Source organism: Ruegeria sp. BF10, assembly GCF_056538725.1.
In genome coordinates, this window is record NZ_JBQFTR010000005.1 from 184,208 (window position 1) to 205,278 (window position 21,071).

The following is a 21,071-nucleotide window of genomic DNA, read 5'->3' on the forward strand; positions in this document are numbered from 1 at the left end:
GGGGGTAAGCTGCGGCTTACCCCTTTTTCATGCTGCGCAGCATGTCTCCCATCATCTGGCCGAACTTGCCCGAGCCACGCTGATACAGCGCCCCGTCCACAGCCAGAACCGTACCGCTGATATAGCTGGCCATGTCCGAGGCCAGAAACAGGCAAGCGTTGGCCACGTCCTGCGGCTGACCCCAACGGCCCAGCGGCACGTCGCGGCGCAAGGCCTCACCGGCATCGGGTGTGGGTGCAAGGCGCTTGGCGCCTTCCGTGCCTTCGATGAAGCCCGGCACGACCGAATTCACGCGAATGCCCTCGACGCCCCATTCCATCGACAGGGTGCGGGTAATCTGGTCAACCCCCGCCTTGGCGGCACAGACATGGGCCTGGCCCTCGTAGGGCAAATACGATTGCGGGGCCGAGATGTTGATGATGTTGCCGCCGGGGCGTTTCAGATAGGGATAGGCCCCTTTCATCACATGCACGGTGCCCATCAGGTCGATCTCGACCACGGTGCGGAAGGCGTTGACCGACATTTCCGCCATCAGCGCGGGAAAGTTGCCCGCCGCACCCGAGATCAGCACATCGAAATCACCAAGCGTGTCGTGGAACTGCTTGAGGCCCGCCGCCACCGCATCAGGGTCACGCACATCGAACGCTGCCCCGATCGCATCCTGTGCACCTGCGGCTTTCAGCGCGGCGACGGTGTCATCCACCTTGTCCTGCGACCGGCTGGCCACGGCCAGTTTGGCACCTGCCGCCGCGAAAGCCTCGGCAATACCGCGGTTGATACCGCTGGTTCCGCCGATGACGATGACGGTTTTTCCTGAAAAATCCATGTAGGCCTCCCTTGGCGGGGAGCCCTACTCGCCGTAGGGCACCCAGATGTTTTTCACTTCGGTCGAAGCCTGAAGGAAGCGGCGGGAATGGTCCATGCCCCAATCAAATGCCGTCGCGTTATTGACCCATGTCCGTTTCAGGTTCCCGGCCGAGACGACCTCGATCTCCTTCGACAGGTCGGTGGACGAGAACGACCAGACCGCATCCACATTCAGGTGTGAGGCCAGCGGTTTCGCCAGTTCTGCATGGCTGCCGGTCAGGATGTTGACCACACCCGCAGGCACGTCAGAGGTCTCGAGGATCTGGTAGAAGTCCGTCGCGGCCAGAGGGTAGGGCTCGGACGCCACCAGAACTGTCCGGTTGCCCATCGCAATCGCAGGCGCCATGGCAGAGACCAGACCCAGCAGCGGCGCCTCGTCGGCGCACAGCGCGCCGATCACGCCCACCGGTTCCTTCATCGCAATCGCCACGCCCCGGATCGGAACGCCATGCACCTGGCCGTCATACTTGTCGGCCCAGGCGGCGGCGGTGAACAGGCGCTGGATCGCGGCGTCGACCTCTTTCGCGCCGTCCTTGCGGCCGGTCATCGCGTCGATGCGCCCGGCGAATTCATCCGCGCGGGCGGAGAGGTTCTCGCCGATATAGTACAGGATCTGCGCCCGCAGATGGCCCGTGGTCTTGGACCAACCCTTGGCCCCCGCCGCGGCCTCGACCGCGTTGCGCACGTCCTTGCGGTTGGCAAGGCCCACGTGGCCCAGCAGCCCCGCCTTGCCCCAGACCGCGCGGGAATAGCCGCTGTCAGGCCGCGCCTGCTTGCCTCCGACATACATCTTGGCCGTACGGTCAATCGGATCTACCGGCGCACCTTCGCCAGTGACTGCTTCGACCTTCGCCAGCGGTTTTGCCTTGCCTTTGGGCTTGGTATAGGCGCTCAGCCCTTCCCAGCCTCCTTCCCGGCCAAAGCCGCTTTCACGTACACCGCCAAACCCGGCGGCTGCGTCGAACAGGTTGGTGGCGTTTACCCAGACCACGCCCGCGACCAGCTTGGGCGCGATGTCCAGCGCAAGGTTCACGTTCTCGGTCCAGACCGTCGCGGCCAGCCCGTAGCGGGTGTTGTTGGCCAGCTCGACCGCCTCGGCCGGGGTGCGGAAGGTCGACGAGACCAGAACCGGGCCGAATATCTCCTCCTGCATCAGCGGGTCCGAGGTTTCGAGGCCGGTGATCAGCGTCGGCGGGTAGTAGCAGCCGTTGGCGGGCAACTCACAAGCGGGTTGGTAAACTTGGCCCACCGCGTTGCCCTCGACCATCGATTTGATGGTCTGCAGCTGCACCGGGTCCACCACGGCACCCACGTCGATACATTTGTCCAGCGGGTTGCCGATGCGCAGCGTGTCCATACGCGCGCGCAGCTTGGCGTAGAACCGCTCGGCGATGCCCTCCTGCACCAGCAAGCGCGAGCCCGCACAGCAGACCTGGCCCTGGTTGAACCAGATCGCATCGACCAGACCTTCGATGGCACTGTCGATATCGGCATCGTCAAAGACGATATAGGGCGACTTGCCGCCCAGCTCGAGCGTCAGGGCCTTGCCCGACCCGGCGGTGGCCTCGCGGATGCGGCGGCCCACTTCGGTCGAACCGGTGAATGCGATCTTGTCCACGTCGGCGTTCACGATCATCTCGCCCACCGCGCCGTCGCCGGTGACGATGTTGACCACGCCCTTGGGCAGCCCGGCCTGCATGCAGATATCGGCAAACAGCAGCGCCGTCAGCGAGGTGTATTCGGCCGGTTTCAGAACCACCGTGTTGCCCATGGCCAGCGCCGGGGCCACCTTCCACGCCAGCATCAGCAAGGGGAAGTTCCACGGGATGATCTGGCCGCAGACCCCCAGCGCCTCAGCGTCGGGCAGCTCGGTTTCCATCAGCTGGGCCATGCCCGCGTGATAGTAGAAATGCCGCTGCACCAGCGGAATGTCGATGTCGCGCGATTCCCGGATCGGCTTGCCGTTGTCCAGCGTTTCCAGCACCGCGAACAGGCGGGCGTGTTTCTGGATCAGCCGCGCGATGGCATAAAGGTAACGGGCGCGGGCCGGGCCGCCCAGCTTTTCCCATTTGGGTTGCGCCTTGCGGGCGGCGGCCACGGCGGCGTCCACATCGGCTTGGGTGGCCTGTGTCAGCTTGGCCAGAACCTCGCCCGTGGCCGGGTTGCGGCTTTCAAACCCTTTGCCGGGCTTGGTGAAGGCGCCGTCGATGAAATGGCCGAACTTGTCGCCCTGATCGACCAGCCATGCCAGGGCCTCGGCGGCACTTTCCGGTGCGGGTCCGTATTCCATGGTCTCGAAAATCTCTTTGACTGTCATAGCCATACCCACCCATCTCTGGACTTTTCTATCTTTGCTTCATCAACGAGGGATTGTGCGGCCCATCGCATTTCGTATTGCCATGTAAGGAAAAGGGCTTCGTCTTTTCGAAGCTCATTTTCGTGGATTCGCCAAATCTCCCTAGCGACTTCCACGATTGTCATCTTTTTCTTCGCGTCCCGTAGCACGTCTTCAAGCCAAGGTTTCAGAAGTTCTTTGATTTCTTTAGAAGTCATTGTTCCTGTCCTCAGCCCATCGGGTGCCGGTATCCGGCCGAGTATGCCCCGGTGACGAAATGCTCCAACTGCCGCTCGATATCGCCCAGCAGCGACGAGGCGCCAAAGCGGAACAGGTCGGGTTGCAGCCAGCGGTCGCCAAGCTCGTCCTTGATCAGCGACAGGTAGACCAGCGCGTCCTTGGCCTTGGAAATCCCGCCCGCGGGCTTGTAGCCCACGCGATGGCCGGTGCGCTCGTAATAGTCGCGGATGGCGCGGATCATCACCAGCGACACTGGCAGGGTGGCGTTGACGCTTTCCTTGCCGGTCGAGGTCTTGATGAAATCCGCCCCCGCCATCATGCAGACCAGCGAGGCGCGCGCGACATTACGCAGGCTGCCCAGTTCGCCGGTGGCCAGGATCGCCTTCACATGCGCCTCGCCGCAGGCCGCACGGAACGCCTTCATCTCGTCATAGAGCGCCTGCCAGTCGCCCGTCAGCACATGGCGGCGCGAGATCACGATGTCGATCTCCTCGGCCCCGGCCTTCACGCTTTCCTCGATCTCGGCCACGCGCAGGTGAAAGGGCGACAGGCCCGCCGGAAAGCCGGTGGATACGGCCGCGACCGGAATCCCGGTGCCTTTCAGCGCCTCCACCGCCGTTTCGATCATGTCGTGATAGACACAGACCGCCCCGGTGGTGATCGGCGGCATGTCCAGCGCCTTCAGCAGGGCGGGCGACACCGGCTGGCGGGCCTTGGCGCACAGGCGGCGCACGCGGCCTTCGGTGTCATCGCCCGACAGGGTGGTCAGGTCGATCATGGTGATCGCCTTCAGCAGCCAGGCTGCCTGATATTCCTTTTTGACCGACCGGCGGCCCGGCAGGGTCGCGGCGCGGCGCTCGATAGCCGAGGTATTGGCCTGAACGGCGCGCACCCAGTCCAGATCCAGATCCATGCCGGGATTCCGGGCTTCGGTCACTTGCGGCAGATGCGCGGTGCGCACGGGGCTTTCTGAGCTCTGCGTATCCATTGTCACGTCCTTTGGGAGGTTTGCGACAAAATCGCACGGGAGACCGGGGAATGGAAGATGCAGGCATGCAATGTTTGGATAATTTTTGACCAAATGGACAAAATGCGACGGCTTTCTTGCGAATAATTCGCATTAGCGTTGACTTACTTGCGAATGGTTCTCATATTCAGCTCACACAGGAAGCAAAAGCTGAGGTCGAAGATGATTCGCCGGAATTTTCTTGCAGTATTGGCGCTGGCGGTATCCCTGCCAGTCACGGCCTGGGCCGATGCACCCCTTAAGGTGGTGGCCACGACGGGCATGATTGCCGACGCGGCACGTCAGGTCGGTGGAGATCATGTTGACGTCAGGGGGCTGATGGGGCCGGGCGTCGACCCGCATGCCTATCGCCAGACCCGCAGCGATATCGTGGCGATGACCCGTGCGGATCTGATCCTGTGGCATGGCCTGTACCTCGAAGCGCAGATGGAGGATTTCTTCCATGACCTTGAACGCAAGCGGACCGTGGTTGCAGTTGCCGAAGGTATCGACAAGTCGAAGCTGCGCGCGCATGACGATTACGCCGACAAATATGATCCTCATGTTTGGATGACGCCCGAGTTGTGGCGGGACGTGGTGCTTGAAGTGCAGGCAGCCCTCACCGAGGTACGTCCTGAAGCGGCCGAGGTTTTTGCAGCGAATGCGCAGGCACACCTGGCGGATATCGATCGTCTGACAGACTATGCAGACAAAGCTCTGGCGTCCGTTCCGGACAACAACAAGGTTCTTGTCACAGCCCATGATGCCTTTGGGTATTTTGGTGAAAGCTTCGGGTTCGAGGTTCTGGGAATTCAGGGCATCTCGACCCAGTCCGAGGCGGGCCTGAACCGGATAGGCGAATTGGTCGATCTGCTGGTTGACCGCAAGATCACGGCTGTTTTCGTCGAAAGCTCGGTCTCGGATCGGTCAATCCGCGCGCTGATCGAGGGCGCGGCTGCAAAGGGACATGAGGTGCACGTGGGGGGCGAGTTGTTCTCGGATGCCATGGATGAAGAAGGAGCCTATGAAGGCACTTATGTTGGTATGCTGGATCATAACATTACGGTCATTGCCAGTGCTTTGGGTGGTGATGTGCCGGATCGTGGAATGGACGGAAAACTGTCGGCGGGGTTTTGATCGATGCTGGGTCTGGTCAGCAATGAAGGTATGACCGTTGGTGACGGGGGGTTGGTCGACAGCCCCCTTGCCCTGCGCGGCCTGACGGTCTCTTACGGGCAGAAACCTGCGGTGTTTTCAGTCGACATGACCGTACAGCCCGGGGCGATGACCGCGATCATCGGACCGAACGGGGCCGGGAAATCCACATTGCTCAAGGCGGCGCTTGGTATCGTTTCCCCCCTGTCAGGTCAGGTGACCGTGTTTGGCCAGCCATTGGACACGCAGCGCGCACGCATTGCCTATGTACCTCAGCGCGCCAGCGTGGATTGGGATTTTCCAACACGCGTCATCGACGTGGTTCTGATGGGCCTGTCGCGCGAACTTGGCTTGCTGGGCCGTGTGCGTGCCCGCCACAAGGCGTGCGCGATGGATTGTTTGCACCGCGTGGGAATGCGGGATTTCGCGAATCGCCAGATCGGGCAGCTGTCCGGCGGGCAGCAGCAACGTGTCTTTCTGGCGCGCGCGCTGGCTCAGGGCGCTGATCTGTACCTTCTGGATGAACCTTTCGCAGGCGTGGATGCCGCCACCGAGAAAGCCATCATCTCGGTGCTGAAATCCCTGAAAGAGGCGGGCAAGACGGTCGTCGTGGTGCATCACGACCTTGCGACCGTGACCGATTATTTCGACCATGTTTTCCTGATCAACACCCGCAAGGTGGCCGAGGGGCCAGTGGCCGAGGCCTTCACGGCGGAAACATTGCAATCAGCATATGGCGGTCGACTGGCAACCGCGCAGATCGATCAGATATCGCGCGCGCTGGGGTAACGCATGCTTTGGGATGCTCTGACCCTGCAACTTGGTTACAACGCCACGCTGGTTGCCATCGGTGCAACCTTGCTGGGTGTTTCAGCCGGTGTGACGGGGACGTTTCTGTTCCTGCGCAAACGCGCTTTGGTCAGTGATGCAATCAGCCACGCAACCCTGCCAGGCGTTTGTCTGGCTTTCATGGTATTGGTCGCACTCGGAGGGGACGGGCGCAACCTGCTGGGCCTGTTGGCGGGATCGGCCATCTCGGCCTGGATCGGCCTTCTCTGCATGAACTGGCTGACGCGTCACACGCGTTTGGCCGAAGATGCCGCCATCGGAGCGGTCCTGTCGGTCTTCTTCGGCTTTGGCATCGTTTTGCTGACGGTCATACAGACGATGGGCGTAGGCCGTCAGGCCGGGCTGGAAGGATTCCTTTTGGGGTCCACTGCCGGGATGCTCTGGGCTGATGCGATGATCATTGCGGTCGGCGGCGCTGCGACGCTGCTGCTGGTCATGATCATTCGTCGCCCGATGATTCTTGTGGCCTTCGATCCTGTATATGCCGCAGCCCGCGGGTTGCCGGTGCACAGGATCGATCTGGCCATGATGGGGCTGGTCATGGCCGTGACCGTGGTTGGCCTGAAAATCGTGGGTTTGATTCTGATCGTGGCTTTGCTGATCATTCCTGCCGTGACCGCGCGGTTCTGGTCCGAGCGCTCGGACCATGTCGTTCTGCTTGCGGGATTGGCCGGCGGGTTGGCGGGGTACATTGGCGCGGCCATTTCGGCCTCGGCGCCAAACCTTCCGACGGGGCCGATTATCGTTCTGGTCAGCTTTGCCTTCTTTGTCGTGTCTTTGTTTCTGGCGCCGATACGTGGCGTTTTGGCGGCGGTGCTGCGCCATCTGCGCTTTCAACGCCGGGTGCATATTCGTCAGGGTCTTTTGGCCTTGGCGCAGGGGCAAAAGATCTACGAACCCCTGACCCTGCGCTTGCTGCGCCGCGCTGGGCTGGTGCGCGCGGACGGCGTTGCGACCGACATTGGCAAAGCCCGTGCGGCCAAGGCGCTGCGGGATGAAAAGCGCTGGGAAATCGTGCGCGCAGATCAGGCACATGAGGCAACAGCCGCGCTATATGATGGGTTGCGGGATATCGAAACCGTCCTGACCCGCGATCAGATCGCCGAGATAGACCGCCGCATCGGCGGGCCAATGGGGGTGCCGGTATGAGTGGTGAAGAATTTGTCCCGCTGTCTCTGACGCCGTTGTTGATCGGTACATTCGCGGCCATTGCCTGCGCGTTGCCCGGCAATTTTCTGGTGTTGCGCAAACAGGCATTGATCGGAGACGCGATCAGCCATGTGGTGCTGCCGGGAATCGTCGTGGCGTTTCTGATCACAGGGACGATATCGACCTGGCCGATGATGCTGGGCGCGGCAGGCGCTGCCGTTGTGGCCGTGGTGCTGATCGAAGCCATTCGCCGATTGGGTCAGATCGAACCCGGGGCCGCCATGGGCGTGGTCTTTACCACCATGTTCGCTGTGGGCGTCCTGCTGCTTGAGCAGACGGATACGTCGACGGTGCATCTGGATGTGGAACATGCGCTTTACGGCAATCTCGAAAGCCTGATCTGGCTGGACGCCACCGGATGGTCGTCCTTGCTGGACACAGAGGCGCTGTCCGGATTGCCCCCGGAATTACCCCGCATTGCGCTGACACTGGTCGGTGTGTCTTTGTTTACATGGCTGTTCTGGCGGCCGCTGAAGATCTCTACCTTCGACGAGGGCTTTGCCCGGACCGTTGGCATTCGCACCGGCGTTCTGGGCATGGCACTGGTCATCACCGCGGCAATTGCGGCGGTGGCGGCTTTTGACGCGGTGGGCTCGATCATCGTGATCGCCATGTTCATCTGCCCGCCCGCCGCGGCGCGGATGTTGACCAACCGACTGGAAGCGCAGATTGCCTGGAGCGTTGTGTTCGCCAAAGCGGCGGCAGTGTCGGGCTATGTGCTGGCAGGTTATGGCCCGCTGTGGCTGGGCGGCGCGGATGCCGTCAGCGCGGCGGGCATGATCGCCACGATGTCAGGCTTGATTCTCGCTGCGGCAGCGATGTTCGGACCCTGCCGGGCCAGGATCGGCGTACGCACATCTGGCTGATCAGGCATTTTCCCGCCACACTTGCCCGCACGTCATCGGCCAATCTCTGCCAAGAAACTGAGCGGGAGAATCTTAAGCAGATTTTCCGACACGTGCATGATACATCCTGCCCCATTGATTAGCTGAAACACACCACTCACTTGGCACGTCCGGGTGATCCGGAATGAATTCTCGTTCGCGGACACCCGGGCGCCCCCTCTCTTCCAAAAAGTGCGGTTCAAACCGGTGGCAGAATCGTGCGCGGTTATGCTAGGTATAGGGGTATGGCGCAGGTAAACCCCAATATCGGCGAAAAACGCCCCGTGATTAAGCAGCTCGACGATGCCGCAATCAACCGCATCGCGGCTGGTGAGGTGGTGGAACGACCGGCCTCGGCGGTCAAGGAACTGGTCGAGAATGCAATCGATGCCGGGGCCACGCGGATCGCAATCGCTGTCGCAGATGGCGGCAAGACCCTGATCCGGGTCACGGATGATGGCTGCGGTATCGCGGCGGAAGATCTGCCGCTGGCCTTGTCCCGCCATGCCACGTCAAAGATTGACGGTTCGGACCTGCTGAACATCCACACTTTCGGGTTCAGGGGTGAGGCGCTGCCATCCCTGGGCGCCGTTGGGCGTCTGACCATAACCAGCCGCGTTCCCGGTGCGGATGCGGCGCAGGTGCACGTCGCGGGTGGCAAGATGGATGCGGTCAAACCCGCCGCCCTGCGCGCGGGGACTGTGGTCGAACTGCGCGATCTGTTCTACGCCACGCCAGCCCGCCTGAAATTCATGCGCACGGACCGGGCCGAGGCGCAGGCGATCACCGACATAGTGAAACGGCTGGCCATGGCCGAACCTTCCGTGACCTTCACCCTGCGCGATGTGTCCGGTGGCGGCGAGGGTCGCGTGACCTTTCGCGCGGATCGCGAAAACGGGGATCTGTTTGATGCGCTCCACGCCCGACTGGCCCGCGTGATCGGGCGCGAATTTGCGGAAAACTCCTTGCAGATTGATGCCACGCGTGAGGGCATCCGGCTCTATGGCTATGCTGCCCTGCCGACCTATTCCCGGGGCGCTGCGGTGGCACAGTACCTTTTCGTCAACGGACGTCCTGTGCGCGACAAGATGCTGACTGGCGCGCTGCGGGCGGCCTATTTCGACTTCCTGAGCCGGGATCGCCACCCGGCGGCAGCTCTGTTCATCGACTGCGACCCCACGCTGGTTGACGTGAACGTCCACCCTGCGAAATCCGAGGTTCGGTTCCGGGATCCCGGTGTCGCGCGGGGGCTGATCGTGTCCAGCCTGCGCCATGCTTTGGCCGAGGCCGGGCACAGGGCGTCCTCGACCGTTGCCAATGCGACGCTGGGCGCAATGCGACGGGAACCCGCACAGCCTGCTCCGGCGCGGGTTTATCAGATGGATCGCCCGTCCTCTGCCGCGCGCACGGCGGCGTATCGCGCACAGGCACCGGGATTTGCGGAACTGGCCAATGACTACAGCGGCAGCTTCGTCGAGCCGACCCCGGTTGCACAGGTCGCCGAGGTGCAGGAGCCTCAGGCGCCGGATCTGCCGCTTGGTGCTGCTCGCGGGCAGGTGCACGAGAATTACATCATAGCCCAGACCGCCGATGGCATGGTGATCGTAGATCAGCATGCTGCACATGAACGGCTGGTTTATGAAAAGCTGAAAACGCAGATGGCCGAGAATGGCGTCGCGGCGCAGGCCCTGCTGATTCCGGAAATCGTGGAATTGTCGGAAGGGGATTGCGCCCGCCTGATGGCCGTCACAGATGACTTGACGCGCCTTGGCCTGACCATCGAACCTTTCGGCGGAAGCGCCATTGCCGTACGCGAAACCCCCGCCATTCTGGGCGAAGTCGATGCGCGCGCGATGATCCTCGATATCCTGGATGAACTTGCTGATCAGGGCGAAAGCCAGATGGTGCAGTCAAGGATCGAAGCAATCCTCAGCCGGGTGGCCTGCCATGGGTCCATCCGATCCGGCCGTCGGATGCGGGCCGAAGAGATGAATGCCCTGCTGCGCGAGATGGAGGCGACGCCGCATTCCGGCCAGTGCAACCATGGGCGACCAACCTATGTGGAACTGAAGCTCAGCGATATCGAACGCCTGTTCGGACGCAGTTGATCTGGTTTCAAACACGGTTTAACAAGATAGAAACAAAACGAGAACAAACTGACCCCCATGATCCAGATTGCAGGCACTGAAATGGCGTTGAATGATCCCGTGATTCTGACCGTTGGTGGTGTGGTGGCGTTGATTCTGCTGCTGCTGTTCCTGTCGTTGCGGGCGGCCAACCGCTCGGCCCGGATGGCGGAACCTCTGGCGCGGCAGATGGCGCATCTGGGTCAGCACGTCCAGCAACTGGGCCAGGGCCAGGAACAGTTGCGCGGCGGCCTTCAGCATGTCTCGGACACTCAGGCCAACGCACAGATGCAGGTGATTCAGACGGTCGAAGCGCGGTTGGCTTCGGTCCAGCAACAGATGAACGACCGGCTGGCGGACAATGCGATGAAATCGGCGCGTGCGCTGGCCGAGATGCAGGAACGGATGAAAGAGACGTTGCATGGATCGTCGAAACAGACGGCGACCTCGCTGACCCAGTTGCAGGAACGTCTGGCCGCCATCGACAAGGCACAGGACAATATCACCAAACTGTCGGGCGATGTGCTGTCTTTGCAGGATATCCTGTCAAACAAGCAAAGGCGGGGGATGTTCGGGGAAATCCAGCTGAACGATATCGTGTCCAAGGCGCTGCCCGCTGACAGTTATTCGTTGCAGGCCACTCTGTCGAACGGCAAGCGGGCGGATTGCCTGATCCATCTACCGAACCCGCCGGGACCGATCGTGATCGACGCCAAATTCCCGCTCGAGGATTTCGAAGCACTTGCTGCCGCGCAGACCAAGGAGGACGTTGAAAGATGCCTGCGCGCATTCGGCGCTGCGGTGAAAGTGCATATCAAGGCGATTTCCGAGAAGTATATTCTGGATGGGGAAACCGCCGATGGTGCTTTGATGTTTGTGCCGTCCGAGGCGATCTATGCCGAGCTGCACGCCCGCCTGCCCGATGTTGTGCGCGAAGGGTTCGCCGCGCGAGTCTGGATCGTGTCACCCACCACATGCATGGCCACGTTGAATACCATGCGGGCGATCCTGAAAGATGCGCGTATGCGCGAACAGGCCGGTGCAATCCGCAAAGAGTTGGGGCTGCTGCACAAGGATGTGGACCGACTGGGTGATCGCGTCTCGAACCTAGATCGTCATTTCGGGCAGGCGGCCAAGGATATCTCGGAAATCAAGATCAGCGCCGAAAAGGCTGGCCGACGTGCGCAGCGTCTGGACAATTTCGACTTTGAAGAAATCGAGACCAAGGCCGAAACCGGCGTTGTGCCCCTTGCTCGACACGAAGGTTGAAATCTACTGGATGGACAGGTCCAGATTGTACCCCACGGTTTTACCGGTATCCCTGTCATTGCCCATCAGATAGACGCGGATTGTATAGTCACCATCGTCGGGCAGGGTGATCCGGGCCGTATTACCGTCAATCGACCCGTTGTAGATCGCCACACCATCGCTGCCCGGCGGCAGGATGTTGAAATAGATCACGCCGTTACCATTGGTGTCGCTGACCTGAAGATCGGCAAACATCTCCTGTCCGGCTTTGGCGCCAAGCGTATAGTCGAAGTACGCATCTCCTGAGATGGTCCCACTGACCATCGTTCCATAATTGCCGGGCTGAAACTGAACCTCGGCCGACATTTGGGCCGAGACGACGGGCGCGACTGCAACGAGAAGGACGGATACAAGAAGTCTTCCGAACATGATCATTCCTTTCAAAACACGCCGTTCGCGGGCCTCATAGGCAAACTCAGATGCGCAGGAAGGGTTGGAACAGGCGCGGCATCAACTTGGTGAACTTCAACGGTGCATCGGTAACCGCCAGGCAAATGCAGTCTTCCGAAATGTCCGCCACCGGCGTGTGCTCCAAATCCTCATCCGCGATCTCGACGTCGCCACGGGCGAAGCGATCCACTTCGTCCGAGAATGCGCCCTGAAGCACCATCGTCAATTCTATCCCGTTGTGGCCATGATCTGGTACAGCCGTTCCGGCGGGAATGAACAGCAACCGGGCCGAGGCCTCGCTTGTGGTTGGCAGGATGGCTTGCTTTACGCCCATGCCGATCGGTTTCCAGCGGATATCTGAAACCGTACCGCCGACATAATCCTGCAACGGGGCCGGCAATACCGGGCAGTTCGGACGCGCCGGTTTGGCCGCTGGCGCGCCTTTGGAGATCAACGCCATAGTAGAGGCTAGAGATGTATCACTCATGGCGATGGAGTCCGTCTGTTCCTCCAGAACATGCCCGCCCACGGCATCGTAGCTTTCCGCCCGCGCACGGCAATGGTCGCACAGCGACAGGTGCGTCGCGACCATCAGGTCGAAGGCTTCGGGCAGATTGCCTGCGGCATATGCCATCAGCAGGTCATCTGTCAGGTGATGTTTGATCGATTTACTCATCGTACTCATCTCAGTTCATCGCATGGCGCAAGCGGTCCAGCGCCAGCCTGATTCGTGATTTGATCGTTCCCAGGGGCAACCCGGTCTGAGACGCAATTTCCCGATGACTCAGATCACCGAAATACGCCTTTTCGATCAGCTCTCTCTGCGCGTCCGGCAACGCTGTCAAAGCGGTGCGCAGCTGCGCGGTTTCCTGTTGCAGCATGATGACATCGTCCTGTTCAGGCTCGGCCTCGGGACCCCACCACAGTTCTTCGGGTTCGGGGCGGCGTTGCTTTCGCAGAACGTCAATGCGCTTGTTCCGAGCGATGGTGAACACCCAGGTGGCCACCGTTGCCCGCGTCGGGTCGAACAGATGGGCTTTGTGCCACAAGGTCGCCATCACCTCCTGAGCGCACTCCTCAGCCATCGTGGCGTCTGATCCTGACTTCATCAGGAACGCCTTGATTCGTGGCGCGAAATGCTGGAACAGTTCGGCAAAAGCCGCCTGATCCTGCGCGTCGCGGATGCGCCTGACGTGATCCACCCATTCGGTTCTGGTCTCGCGCCTGCCGTTTCTTCCGTTCACCCGTCTACCCTTGATGCGTTTCTTTTCGCGCCGAGGCTGAAGGACGGCCGGTTCAGCCGCAGGTTCGTCCAAGGTCACGGTATCAATCTCGGTAAACATAACCTCATTACGGCGCGTTCCCCAAGCCGGATCACTTTATCGGGACATTATGATCCAAATTGTGCAAATTGCCGTATCAGAATTACCAGCATCTGAAGGAAATCAGTGCAGTTCAAGGCGTTTACGGGAAGGCCAGAAAGCAGCGGATGACGCAGGAAATAGACCATATCGCGGGTCATACCTATCACGGGCGCAAGGGTGCGATTGAAAATGCATTCCGATACTCGGTAGATTACATCCTGCTGGATCCCGAAGCAGAGCTGAACACCCCTTTTCTGTTTTCGGTTGATCGCGCAAACGTAACGAACTGGCGTACCAGAGATCACGGGGGAGAGCCTGGTCGGGGCGAAGGCGCGCTTTGGCTGCGTGCGCGATTTGATGAAATGTCGGTGCAACAACCGGCGCGTTTCAAGTTGCTGACGCAACCCCGTGTTTTGGGGCACGTTTTCAATCCAGTCAGTTTTTGGTTCTGTTTTAATGACAGCGATCACCTGTATGCCGTGGTGGCCGAGGTCACCAATACCTATGGCACCCGTCACAGTTACCTGTGTCACAAACCTGATTTCTCGGTCATTGAACCGACTGACAGGGTGGTGGCGGACAAGCTGATGCATGTCTCACCGTTTCAGAAAATCGAAGGCAGCTATACGTTTCGCTTCGACTATCGCCCGGATCGGGTCGGTGTCTGGATTGATTACGGCCGCGCTGATGGTGGGCTGATCGCGACGCTGACCGGACCGCGGCAACCCCTGACCAACCGGGTGATCCTGTGGTCCTTGCTGCGGCGACCATTCGGCGCCCGGAGAACCTTTGCACTGATCGTCTGGCAGGCTTTCAGGCTGTGGTTGAAAAAAGCAACCTTTCGCCCGTTTCGCAGGCAACCGGTACCGGACGAACCTGTTTCGCGGGCGCGGCACGAGGGCCGTTGTTTGCGTAAGATCAAAGACTCGGCTGGTGTTCGGTGATTGTGATGGCATGACAACCGCGAACACGAGGAACATGATCCATGTTGGAAATATCGGCAAGAAAGGTCGCTCAGATTGCCATGATGGGGCGCGAGCTGAACCGGGCAGAAGGTGAAATGCGCGCCTTCATTGAACGTATGAGCGAAGACGAGCAAGCCGAACTGGTTGCAATCATGTGGATCGGCCGCGAAAGCTTTTTCCCCGAGGATCTGGCCGAAGCGATTGCCACTGCCAAGGCCGAGGCCTCGACCCCCTGCGCCGACTATCTGATCGGCACTCCGCACATGTCAGACCACCTTGAAAATGGCCTGGATGCGCTGGGGATTTCGGCCGAGGACGTCGAAAACGATCTGATGTGACCTGCCTGCAAAGGGGCGGTTTCTGCGACGGGTCGGTATTCGCGTTATCTTGATCCGCACTTGAAAGGACATGTCGCGGGCCTGGATCGAAGTTTGCAATCAACGCGTCGGTCCAGCCGTAACTTTCGCTCCATACCAGTCTTAACAAACCTTAATGATCCGGTTTTGCAACGTTAAGGCAGGCTTCCCAAATTTGATGTCAGGAAGACAAAGACATTGAGTTCAGGAGGAGAAAGACATGTCACATACACAAACATTCGAAGGCCGGGGTGGCCTGCTTGACGGTCTGTTTTCAAACTATGCAGAAGCAAAGGTCGAACATTTCCGCCGTCGGATTTTTTCGAAAACCGTGCGGGATCTGGAAAGGCTTGATGACCTGCAACTGGCCGACATCGGCATCCAGCGGGATCAGATCAAAAGACGCGCATATGAAAGTGTGTATCACAACAAGCCATACCGGCAGTGATCAAGCATTCAGCGTGAACTGAAAACAATCCCCCAAAAGCCTGTCAGCGAGGTTACCAGAATGTTCGACGCCATACCGCCCACCAATGAATCGGCTCCGGCTGTCAGCGCGCTTTTGCTGTTCGACCGTGCCATGCGAATCCGTTCGATCAGCCCTGATATTGTCCGCGCAGCCCAGCATCTGAATGCTTTGACCGATCATCAGTTGTCCGAGCTGGGTATCAACCGCAGTGATATCGAAGATACCATCCAGCGGTATATCTGAAGGCCGGGTGAGGGAAGCCCGAACGAGGACAACATGCGTAATGTAGAACAATGGAAGCCATTCCAGACAGTCTGGAATGGCTTTTTTGCATTCAGGCCGTATGATCGACGATTTGCAGATGCTGGGCCAGCTTGTCGATTTCAGCCATCCATCCCTGCACCAGCTTTGGATCGCTCGGGGCCGCGTGAACCCCGGCCGGGATGGCGCGGTTCAATACGGCCTCGACGGCAAGTGAGACCGGAATCGACACCAGACGCGCCATTGCCGTGCCACGCTCGTCGCCCCAGGCATCCATGACATAGGTCTTGTGCCAGACGGGGATACCGTCTTTCTCGGCCTTCAACCCCACGCACAACACAACGCGATCAGGCTCGCCTTCGTCATAGGCGTTTTCCTCCCAGAACTGATCCGACATCTCTTTCAGACGCGCATCCCCTTCCGGGCCGGACAGGGTTTCGATCTCGGTGAACACATCCGACCATGCGTCGGCCCAGCCGTTCAAGCGCAGGGTGCCGCGGACGAATTCCTTGACCGGCCAGTGATCCTCGAAATGGTACTGCGCCATGAAGGGAATCGAGTCGCGGTTCGGGTAGACCTCGAAGCTTTCCGGTGTCGGCAGCGGAGCGATGTAGCTGCTGATCGCATCCCAGGGGCGGGCAACGTCCAGTGGCGCATAATCGCGGATCGATTTCGACGGCGACCGCAGCGCTTTCAAAACGCCCAGCGGCGACCAGCTGAATTTATAGCGGAATGGGTTGGGGTTCTTGGGAATGCCGCCGCAATAGGAAATGAAGCTCAGATGGTTTTCCGGGTCGAACGCATCCGAGCCGCGGTAGTCGTCGATCAGGGCATGTGCCATCAGGTGATCGATGCCCGGGTCCAGCCCGACCTCGTTGACCAGTGCGACACCGGCCTCGCGCGCCTTGTCATCCAGCGCGCGCATCTCGGGCGCGATATACGAGGACGAGACGAAATTGGCCTGTTTCGAAATCGCCAGTTCCGCCAGCGGCACATGCCAGTCGCCCGGCAGCATCGAGGCGATCACATCGCCCTTCTCCAATACGGCGCCAAGCGCGTCGATGTCGAAGGCGCGGATGTCGTTGGTCAGGTCTCCGACCTCGGCCCTGGCCTTTTCGATTGTCCGGTTCCAGACGGTGACCTTATGGCCACCTTCGATCAGGCGACGCAGGCCGGGAATGGCCGAGAGGCCGGTGCCACACCAATGAATGGTCATCGTTCAGAGTCCTTCAATATGCGTTTTGTAAGTTGCTTCTGCCCGACCCCAGACACCGCTGTCCAGATCGGTCAGGGTCAGCAAGGACGGCAGAAGTTGCGCCGCGTAGTCTTCCGAGCTTTCGACCGGCAGCATCGACGGCAGGTTGTCGATCGCCATCACGTCCATCACCGGGTCGGTGGCCACGCGCAGGGCGGGTTCTTCCCATGTGGTGGCGCGGTCATAGACGGGCACCGGGTTGTAGTCGCTGTCAGGGTCGCAGGCCACATCGCCGATGGCGGTCAGCTTGCGCGGGGCGGTCAACGCCTCGCGCGGGACAAAGACAGGCGTTCCGGGGCGCGCGAAGATGCAGTTCAGGAACAGATCATGGTCAAGGATTTCGGGGAACGGTCCGCCGCTGGCTGTCTCGGCCATGTCCCATTTGGTGACTGCGACGCCCATCGCCTCACACAGGTCTGCGGCACCGGTGCCCACACGGCCCAAAGCTCCGATGACGATGGCGCGGGGGCGGGGCGCGCCGGTGGCGTCCAATTCTGCCAGAAGTTCGGCGTTCAGCGCGTCCTTGCCGGGATAGACGCCGACGGGGCCGCAGATCTCGCCGCGTTGCTGCGCCGCCCAGGTCTTGAGCGTCACCGCCGCGCCCGCGTAGCCTGCCCAATAGCCGAATGCGGCGACCCGGCGACCATCCTCATCCACGAGGTATTCCAGATCATAAAGCGTGCCGCCGCCCGCCTTGAAACGTTCCAGCAGAGCCCGGCCCGAATGCTGGCCCTTGAAGGCATGGCCGAACATGATGTGGCGGTGGGGCAGGGGTGTACCGTCTTCGGGCAGTTCCTTGAGGCCGAAGATGATTGCGTCCAGCGGGGCCTTGGGCCAGGAATTCTCGGGCGCGATCTCGCAGCCTGCGTCCTTGTAGCCGTCCAGTGGAATGGCGCGGGCATGGCTTTCCTCGACCGTCACGCGGATGCCGGCCGCGATCAGCGCTGCGGCGCCTTCCGGCGTCAGCCCAACCCGTTCTTCGTTCGGGCGCTGTTCTGCCCGGACCCAGAGATGTGTCATCTTACTTCCTTTTGTCAGAGCATTCCGGCGGCCCGCACCGCCTGAACCGAAGGGCGTGCCTCCATCGCCTCACGGAAGGCGACGATTTTGGGAAAGACCGAAACGTCCACGCCATCGCCTTCCAGCCAGCTGCACACCACGAACAGGTAAGCATCGGCCAGCGAGAACGCCTCGCCCAGCACGAATGGTCCACGCAGCCCGTTCGACGAGATGTAAGTGCAGGATGCGGTCATCGTCTGCGCGACCTTGTCTTTCATGTCTTTCCAGCTGGATTTCTTGTCGGCCCAGCGGTGCCCGCGCAATTTGTGCGCGTGGTTCACATGCATGGTCGAGGCAAGGTAGAACATCACTTCACGCATCCGGGCCGCCATCACCGGGTCGGTCGGCACCAGCCCGGCCTCGGGGGCTTTGGCGGCGACAAATTCCAGCAATGCCCCGGTCTCGGTCAGGATGCCGCCATCCACCACCAGCGCCGGAACGCGGCCTTTGGGGTTGATCTGTTTGTAGGCCGGTTTCGTCTGTTCACCCCCGGCGAAGTCGAGCTTGACGGCTTCGTATTCCAGCCCGGCCTCTTCCAGTGCGATCGCAACAGCGACCGAGATGGTTCGGGGTGCATAGTAAAGCTGCATCAGGCGTCTCCGGTCTGGTTACAGGTGGGTCTGCGCGAACTGCCGATCAGGGGCTTCCAGATGCGGAACGGCGTTGAAAAGGACTGGGCTCAGCTGAGCACCAATCGGATGCAGACGATGCATCGACGTGTTCATGATGGCAAGGGCCACCCGTGCCATTGACGGTATATCCAACCCCATCGCCTGCCGCACCACCATCGAAATCAACCCGCCCGAGGTCACGACAATGGCCGGTCCGCCCTCGGTTCCGATCTCGTGCAGCGCGTCGCGCACGCGCGTCTCGAATTCTTCGAAGGTTTCAGGCGGGTTCTCGATTTCGCCGTTGGCCCAGGCCGCAAAGGTTTTGGGCAGATGTTCGACGAAACCTTCGCGGTCCGTGGGGATCGCAACACCGTGTTGGTCCTCGAACAGTTGCGCCAGCGTGAAATACTCGATCTCGTTCAGTCGCGCGTCACGGATTGGATTGGGCAAGTCCATACTGGCCGCCGTCTCGGCGTGGCGGGTCAGGGTCCCGCAATAGACCCGGGTATAGTGGCTGCGGGTATCACGCAGATGCGCCCCCAGCCAGCGCGCCTGCTGATGCCCCAAGTCGCTGAGCCTGTCGTAACTTGCCTCGTCTCGCGCCGTTGTGTTCGCCTGCCCGTGACGCACCAATGTGATATGTGACATGTCGGTCCCTCTTGCGCCGAAGTCTTAGGGCAGGTTCCCCTCCTGTGCCAGAGGGGTTTCACGCCTGTCGAAAAAAACCTCGCCCCTTTTCTGTTTCTGGCTATGGTTCGCCCCGTACAAGCCTTCGGAGGGGTTTATGACCGTCGATCACACGCGTTTTCTGACCGACCTGCATAAGTTGCGTGAATTCGGTGCCTCGGGTGTGGGCAAGGGGGTTGTCCGCCCCGCCTATTCCGACGCGGATATCGCCGCGCGCCAGTGGCTTGCCGGACGTATGCGCGAAGCGGGCCTGACCCCGCAGTTTGACCCGGTGGGAAACCTGTTCGGATTGGCGTCCGGTCCTTCGCTGCTGATGGGATCACATTCCGACAGTCAGCCCGAAGGCGGTTGGCTGGACGGCGCCCTTGGCGTCATTGCCGCGCTGGAAATCGCACGTTCCAGCGACCGGCCCGTTTCGGTCGTCAGCTTTCAGGACGAAGAGGGGCGGTTTGGTGTGACCACCGGTTCTGCTGTCTGGTCGGGCGGGGTGTCTCTGGAAAAAGCCGATGTGTTGATGGATGGGGCCGGTGTCAGCTTTGGCCAGGCCCGATCCTCCATGGCAGACTTGTCCCGGGGCTTCGTGGACCCGTCCCGTTTCAACGGCTTCATAGAGATGCATATCGAACAGGGACCCTCTCTGGACGCGTCCGGAGACCAGATCGGAGTCGTCACCGATATCGTTGGCATCCGCGATATGCCGATCACCTTCGAAGGTCAGCAGAACCACGCCGGCACCACCCCCATGCACCTGCGGCGCGACGCATTTCAGGCCCTGTCCCTGTTCAACACCCGGCTCAATGAGCGGTTTCGCAATGTTGTCACCCCGCAGACTGTCTGGACCATCGGGCGGGTCGACCTGCATCCAAACGCATCGTCCATCGTACCGGGACGGGTTCGGTTCTCGATGCAATGGCGCGATGCTGATGCAGACCGTTTGGCCCGGATGGAGGAAATCATTCGGGCGACGGCACAAGAAACCGCTGAGCAAATGGGGATGAGCCTGGATTACGGTCCCATGCTGGGGCTGGATCCCGTCGCCATGGATCAAACCTTGCGCCGCGCTCTTGAACGCGGTGCGGAACAGGTTGCACCGGGTCGGTGGCGCAGAATGCCTTCGGGGGCCTTGCACGATGCCACCAACGTGTCGCGCCTGATGCCGGTCGCGATGCTGTTCACGCCCTCGATCGACGGAATCAGCCATGATTTTGCAGAAGATACGGCAGAGGTCGATTTGATTGCGGGGCTCGAAGTTCTGGTGCGTGCCGTACGGTCCCTCTCTGTCTAAACGCCACTTTGCAACAAAAAATCGCGAGGAAGGTGTTGCATAGACGGTGAAATCCCCCCCGGCATCCGGCAGGACGCCGGGAATTTTACGCGATGGAAACGAGGGTTGTTGCCTAACGGAAAAAAGTTTCCTATAGGAACATTCATGATGCATGCGTCTGTATACCGCCTCTTCTTCGGATCGGTGTTTCACTAAAAACCGGGTGGAATCATTGCATTCTATGCGGCTTGGGGCAGACTGACGGTTATGCATTTTGACCTTTGGATAATCGGAAGTTGGACCGGATCATGACCACACCGAAGCGCACGCCCTTGTATGACCTTCACGTCGCACTTGGCGGCAAGATGGTTGATTTTGCTGGGTGGGAGATGCCTGTTCAGTATCCTTTGG

22 protein-coding genes are annotated in these 21,071 nt (G+C 60.5%); 11 read left to right on the forward strand and 11 right to left on the reverse strand.

The genetic code is table 11. The features are described 5' to 3' along the window. Nucleotides 1–16 precede the first annotated feature (16 nt). The 4 genes from ACR0DJ_RS17785 to deoC are packed head-to-tail and all read right to left on the reverse strand — an operon-like array spanning nucleotide 17 to nucleotide 4,430. Nucleotides 17–826, reverse strand: a complete 810-nt coding sequence (locus ACR0DJ_RS17785; RefSeq protein ID WP_480685885.1) for an SDR family oxidoreductase — start codon at nucleotides 824–826, stop codon at nucleotides 17–19. Between the two features lie 24 nt (nucleotides 827–850). Further along, complete coding sequence (locus ACR0DJ_RS17790) at nucleotides 851–3,184, reverse strand: aldehyde dehydrogenase family protein (protein WP_480685897.1); 2,334 nt, start codon at nucleotides 3,182–3,184, stop codon at nucleotides 851–853. Continuing rightward, a complete protein-coding gene (locus ACR0DJ_RS17795; RefSeq protein ID WP_480685886.1) occupies nucleotides 3,181–3,420 on the reverse strand; it encodes a hypothetical protein in 240 nt (79 codons plus the stop codon). The genes ACR0DJ_RS17790 and ACR0DJ_RS17795 overlap by 4 nt, the downstream gene beginning before the upstream one ends. A gap of 11 nt (nucleotides 3,421–3,431) precedes the next feature. Beyond that, nucleotides 3,432–4,430: a deoxyribose-phosphate aldolase gene (deoC, locus tag ACR0DJ_RS17800; protein WP_170346670.1), complete on the reverse strand. Its 999-nt coding sequence runs from the start codon at nucleotides 4,428–4,430 to the stop codon at nucleotides 3,432–3,434. A gap of 201 nt (nucleotides 4,431–4,631) precedes the next feature. Here deoC and ACR0DJ_RS17805 point away from each other — a divergent pair, with 201 nt between their 5' ends. From ACR0DJ_RS17805 to ACR0DJ_RS17830, 6 genes are all read left to right on the forward strand, one after another. Continuing rightward, nucleotides 4,632–5,585 (forward strand): metal ABC transporter solute-binding protein, Zn/Mn family, encoded by a 954-nt coding sequence (locus tag ACR0DJ_RS17805; protein ID WP_480685887.1) that lies wholly within the window; start codon nucleotides 4,632–4,634, stop codon nucleotides 5,583–5,585. Between the two features lie 3 nt (nucleotides 5,586–5,588). Continuing rightward, a complete protein-coding gene (locus tag ACR0DJ_RS17810; protein ID WP_170346668.1) occupies nucleotides 5,589–6,392 on the forward strand; it encodes a metal ABC transporter ATP-binding protein in 804 nt (267 codons plus the stop codon). Nucleotides 6,393–6,395: 3 nt separating this feature from the next. Further along, nucleotides 6,396–7,601: a metal ABC transporter permease gene (locus ACR0DJ_RS17815; protein ID WP_480685888.1), complete on the forward strand. Its 1,206-nt coding sequence runs from the start codon at nucleotides 6,396–6,398 to the stop codon at nucleotides 7,599–7,601. Next, nucleotides 7,598–8,527: a metal ABC transporter permease gene (locus ACR0DJ_RS17820; RefSeq protein WP_170346666.1), complete on the forward strand. Its 930-nt coding sequence runs from the start codon at nucleotides 7,598–7,600 to the stop codon at nucleotides 8,525–8,527. The genes ACR0DJ_RS17815 and ACR0DJ_RS17820 overlap by 4 nt, the downstream gene beginning before the upstream one ends. Nucleotides 8,528–8,790: 263 nt before the next feature. After that, nucleotides 8,791–10,653 carry a DNA mismatch repair endonuclease MutL gene (mutL, locus tag ACR0DJ_RS17825; RefSeq protein WP_480685889.1) on the forward strand — a complete coding sequence of 621 codons (1,863 nt, stop codon included), beginning with the start codon at nucleotides 8,791–8,793 and terminating at the stop codon, nucleotides 10,651–10,653. A 57-nt stretch (nucleotides 10,654–10,710) separates the two neighbouring features. Then, nucleotides 10,711–11,940 carry a DNA recombination protein RmuC gene (locus ACR0DJ_RS17830; protein WP_480685890.1) on the forward strand — a complete coding sequence of 410 codons (1,230 nt, stop codon included), beginning with the start codon at nucleotides 10,711–10,713 and terminating at the stop codon, nucleotides 11,938–11,940. A gap of 3 nt (nucleotides 11,941–11,943) precedes the next feature. On the opposite strand, the gene ACR0DJ_RS17835 is transcribed toward ACR0DJ_RS17830, so the two are convergent. From ACR0DJ_RS17835 to ACR0DJ_RS17845, 3 genes are read right to left on the reverse strand one after another with little or no spacing between them, the layout of a single operon-like run. Further along, complete coding sequence (locus ACR0DJ_RS17835; protein ID WP_170346663.1) at nucleotides 11,944–12,348, reverse strand: hypothetical protein; 405 nt, start codon at nucleotides 12,346–12,348, stop codon at nucleotides 11,944–11,946. Nucleotides 12,349–12,394: 46 nt separating this feature from the next. After that, entirely contained in the window at nucleotides 12,395–13,045 is a 651-nt protein-coding gene (locus tag ACR0DJ_RS17840) for a ChrR family anti-sigma-E factor (protein ID WP_170346662.1), read from the reverse strand. 10 nt (nucleotides 13,046–13,055) lie between these two features. Next, entirely contained in the window at nucleotides 13,056–13,712 is a 657-nt protein-coding gene (locus tag ACR0DJ_RS17845; protein ID WP_480685891.1) for a sigma-70 family RNA polymerase sigma factor, read from the reverse strand. Between the two features lie 146 nt (nucleotides 13,713–13,858). Between ACR0DJ_RS17845 and ACR0DJ_RS17850 the strand changes: the two genes are divergently transcribed. The 4 genes from ACR0DJ_RS17850 to ACR0DJ_RS17865 all read left to right on the forward strand — a co-directional run bounded on the left by ACR0DJ_RS17850 (nucleotide 13,859) and on the right by ACR0DJ_RS17865 (nucleotide 15,766). After that, entirely contained in the window at nucleotides 13,859–14,677 is an 819-nt protein-coding gene (locus ACR0DJ_RS17850; RefSeq protein WP_480685892.1) for a DUF1365 domain-containing protein, read from the forward strand. Between the two features lie 41 nt (nucleotides 14,678–14,718). Next, the gene (locus ACR0DJ_RS17855; RefSeq protein ID WP_152459349.1) at nucleotides 14,719–15,036 is read left to right on the forward strand and encodes a DUF3775 domain-containing protein; all 318 of its coding nucleotides are present in this window, start codon (nucleotides 14,719–14,721) and stop codon (nucleotides 15,034–15,036) included. 238 nt (nucleotides 15,037–15,274) lie between these two features. Beyond that, the gene (locus tag ACR0DJ_RS17860) at nucleotides 15,275–15,502 is read left to right on the forward strand and encodes a YjiS-like domain-containing protein (protein ID WP_480685893.1); all 228 of its coding nucleotides are present in this window, start codon (nucleotides 15,275–15,277) and stop codon (nucleotides 15,500–15,502) included. 60 nt (nucleotides 15,503–15,562) lie between these two features. Further along, nucleotides 15,563–15,766, forward strand: a complete 204-nt coding sequence (locus ACR0DJ_RS17865; RefSeq protein WP_480685894.1) for a DUF1127 domain-containing protein — start codon at nucleotides 15,563–15,565, stop codon at nucleotides 15,764–15,766. 91 nt (nucleotides 15,767–15,857) lie between these two features. Here ACR0DJ_RS17865 and ACR0DJ_RS17870 read toward each other — a convergent pair whose 3' ends face one another. The 4 genes from ACR0DJ_RS17870 to ACR0DJ_RS17885 are packed head-to-tail and all read right to left on the reverse strand — an operon-like array spanning nucleotide 15,858 to nucleotide 19,357. Next, the gene (locus ACR0DJ_RS17870) at nucleotides 15,858–17,000 is read right to left on the reverse strand and encodes a saccharopine dehydrogenase family protein (RefSeq protein ID WP_425080004.1); all 1,143 of its coding nucleotides are present in this window, start codon (nucleotides 16,998–17,000) and stop codon (nucleotides 15,858–15,860) included. Nucleotides 17,001–17,003: 3 nt separating this feature from the next. Continuing rightward, nucleotides 17,004–18,059: a saccharopine dehydrogenase gene (locus ACR0DJ_RS17875; protein WP_425080005.1), complete on the reverse strand. Its 1,056-nt coding sequence runs from the start codon at nucleotides 18,057–18,059 to the stop codon at nucleotides 17,004–17,006. 14 nt (nucleotides 18,060–18,073) lie between these two features. Then, complete coding sequence (locus tag ACR0DJ_RS17880; protein ID WP_480685895.1) at nucleotides 18,074–18,688, reverse strand: glutathione S-transferase family protein; 615 nt, start codon at nucleotides 18,686–18,688, stop codon at nucleotides 18,074–18,076. Nucleotides 18,689–18,706: 18 nt separating this feature from the next. After that, on the reverse strand, nucleotides 18,707–19,357 hold the full coding sequence (locus tag ACR0DJ_RS17885) for a histidine phosphatase family protein (RefSeq protein WP_170346653.1): 651 nt from the start codon (nucleotides 19,355–19,357) through the stop codon (nucleotides 18,707–18,709). A 136-nt stretch (nucleotides 19,358–19,493) separates the two neighbouring features. Here ACR0DJ_RS17885 and ACR0DJ_RS17890 point away from each other — a divergent pair, with 136 nt between their 5' ends. Beyond that, entirely contained in the window at nucleotides 19,494–20,681 is a 1,188-nt protein-coding gene (locus ACR0DJ_RS17890; protein WP_480685896.1) for a Zn-dependent hydrolase, read from the forward strand. The last annotated feature ends 390 nt before the right edge of the window (nucleotides 20,682–21,071 follow it).

Bases quoted from the DNA above. Each gene is read 5' to 3' on its own strand.
- ACR0DJ_RS17835 (WP_170346663.1), bottom strand. From the start codon at position 12,348: ATGTTCGGAAGACTTCTTGTATCCGTCCTTCTCGTTGCAGTCGCGCCC.
- ACR0DJ_RS17815 (WP_480685888.1), top strand. From the start codon at position 6,396: ATGCTTTGGGATGCTCTGACCCTGCAACTTGGTTACAACGCCACGCTG.
- mutL (WP_480685889.1), top strand. From the start codon at position 8,791: ATGGCGCAGGTAAACCCCAATATCGGCGAAAAACGCCCCGTGATTAAG.
- ACR0DJ_RS17890 (WP_480685896.1), top strand. From the start codon at position 19,494: ATGACCGTCGATCACACGCGTTTTCTGACCGACCTGCATAAGTTGCGT.
- ACR0DJ_RS17810 (WP_170346668.1), top strand. From the start codon at position 5,589: ATGCTGGGTCTGGTCAGCAATGAAGGTATGACCGTTGGTGACGGGGGG.
- ACR0DJ_RS17785 (WP_480685885.1), bottom strand. From the start codon at position 826: ATGGATTTTTCAGGAAAAACCGTCATCGTCATCGGCGGAACCAGCGGT.
- ACR0DJ_RS17840 (WP_170346662.1), bottom strand. From the start codon at position 13,045: ATGAGTAAATCGATCAAACATCACCTGACAGATGACCTGCTGATGGCA.
- ACR0DJ_RS17870 (WP_425080004.1), bottom strand. From the start codon at position 17,000: ATGACCATTCATTGGTGTGGCACCGGCCTCTCGGCCATTCCCGGCCTG.
- ACR0DJ_RS17790 (WP_480685897.1), bottom strand. From the start codon at position 3,184: ATGACAGTCAAAGAGATTTTCGAGACCATGGAATACGGACCCGCACCG.
- ACR0DJ_RS17860 (WP_480685893.1), top strand. From the start codon at position 15,275: ATGTCACATACACAAACATTCGAAGGCCGGGGTGGCCTGCTTGACGGT.
- ACR0DJ_RS17885 (WP_170346653.1), bottom strand. From the start codon at position 19,357: ATGTCACATATCACATTGGTGCGTCACGGGCAGGCGAACACAACGGCG.
- ACR0DJ_RS17850 (WP_480685892.1), top strand. From the start codon at position 13,859: ATGACGCAGGAAATAGACCATATCGCGGGTCATACCTATCACGGGCGC.
- ACR0DJ_RS17865 (WP_480685894.1), top strand. From the start codon at position 15,563: ATGTTCGACGCCATACCGCCCACCAATGAATCGGCTCCGGCTGTCAGC.
- ACR0DJ_RS17830 (WP_480685890.1), top strand. From the start codon at position 10,711: ATGATCCAGATTGCAGGCACTGAAATGGCGTTGAATGATCCCGTGATT.
- ACR0DJ_RS17875 (WP_425080005.1), bottom strand. From the start codon at position 18,059: ATGACACATCTCTGGGTCCGGGCAGAACAGCGCCCGAACGAAGAACGG.
- ACR0DJ_RS17805 (WP_480685887.1), top strand. From the start codon at position 4,632: ATGATTCGCCGGAATTTTCTTGCAGTATTGGCGCTGGCGGTATCCCTG.
- ACR0DJ_RS17795 (WP_480685886.1), bottom strand. From the start codon at position 3,420: ATGACTTCTAAAGAAATCAAAGAACTTCTGAAACCTTGGCTTGAAGAC.
- ACR0DJ_RS17880 (WP_480685895.1), bottom strand. From the start codon at position 18,688: ATGCAGCTTTACTATGCACCCCGAACCATCTCGGTCGCTGTTGCGATC.
- ACR0DJ_RS17820 (WP_170346666.1), top strand. From the start codon at position 7,598: ATGAGTGGTGAAGAATTTGTCCCGCTGTCTCTGACGCCGTTGTTGATC.
- deoC (WP_170346670.1), bottom strand. From the start codon at position 4,430: ATGGATACGCAGAGCTCAGAAAGCCCCGTGCGCACCGCGCATCTGCCG.
- ACR0DJ_RS17855 (WP_152459349.1), top strand. From the start codon at position 14,719: ATGTTGGAAATATCGGCAAGAAAGGTCGCTCAGATTGCCATGATGGGG.
- ACR0DJ_RS17845 (WP_480685891.1), bottom strand. From the start codon at position 13,712: ATGTTTACCGAGATTGATACCGTGACCTTGGACGAACCTGCGGCTGAA.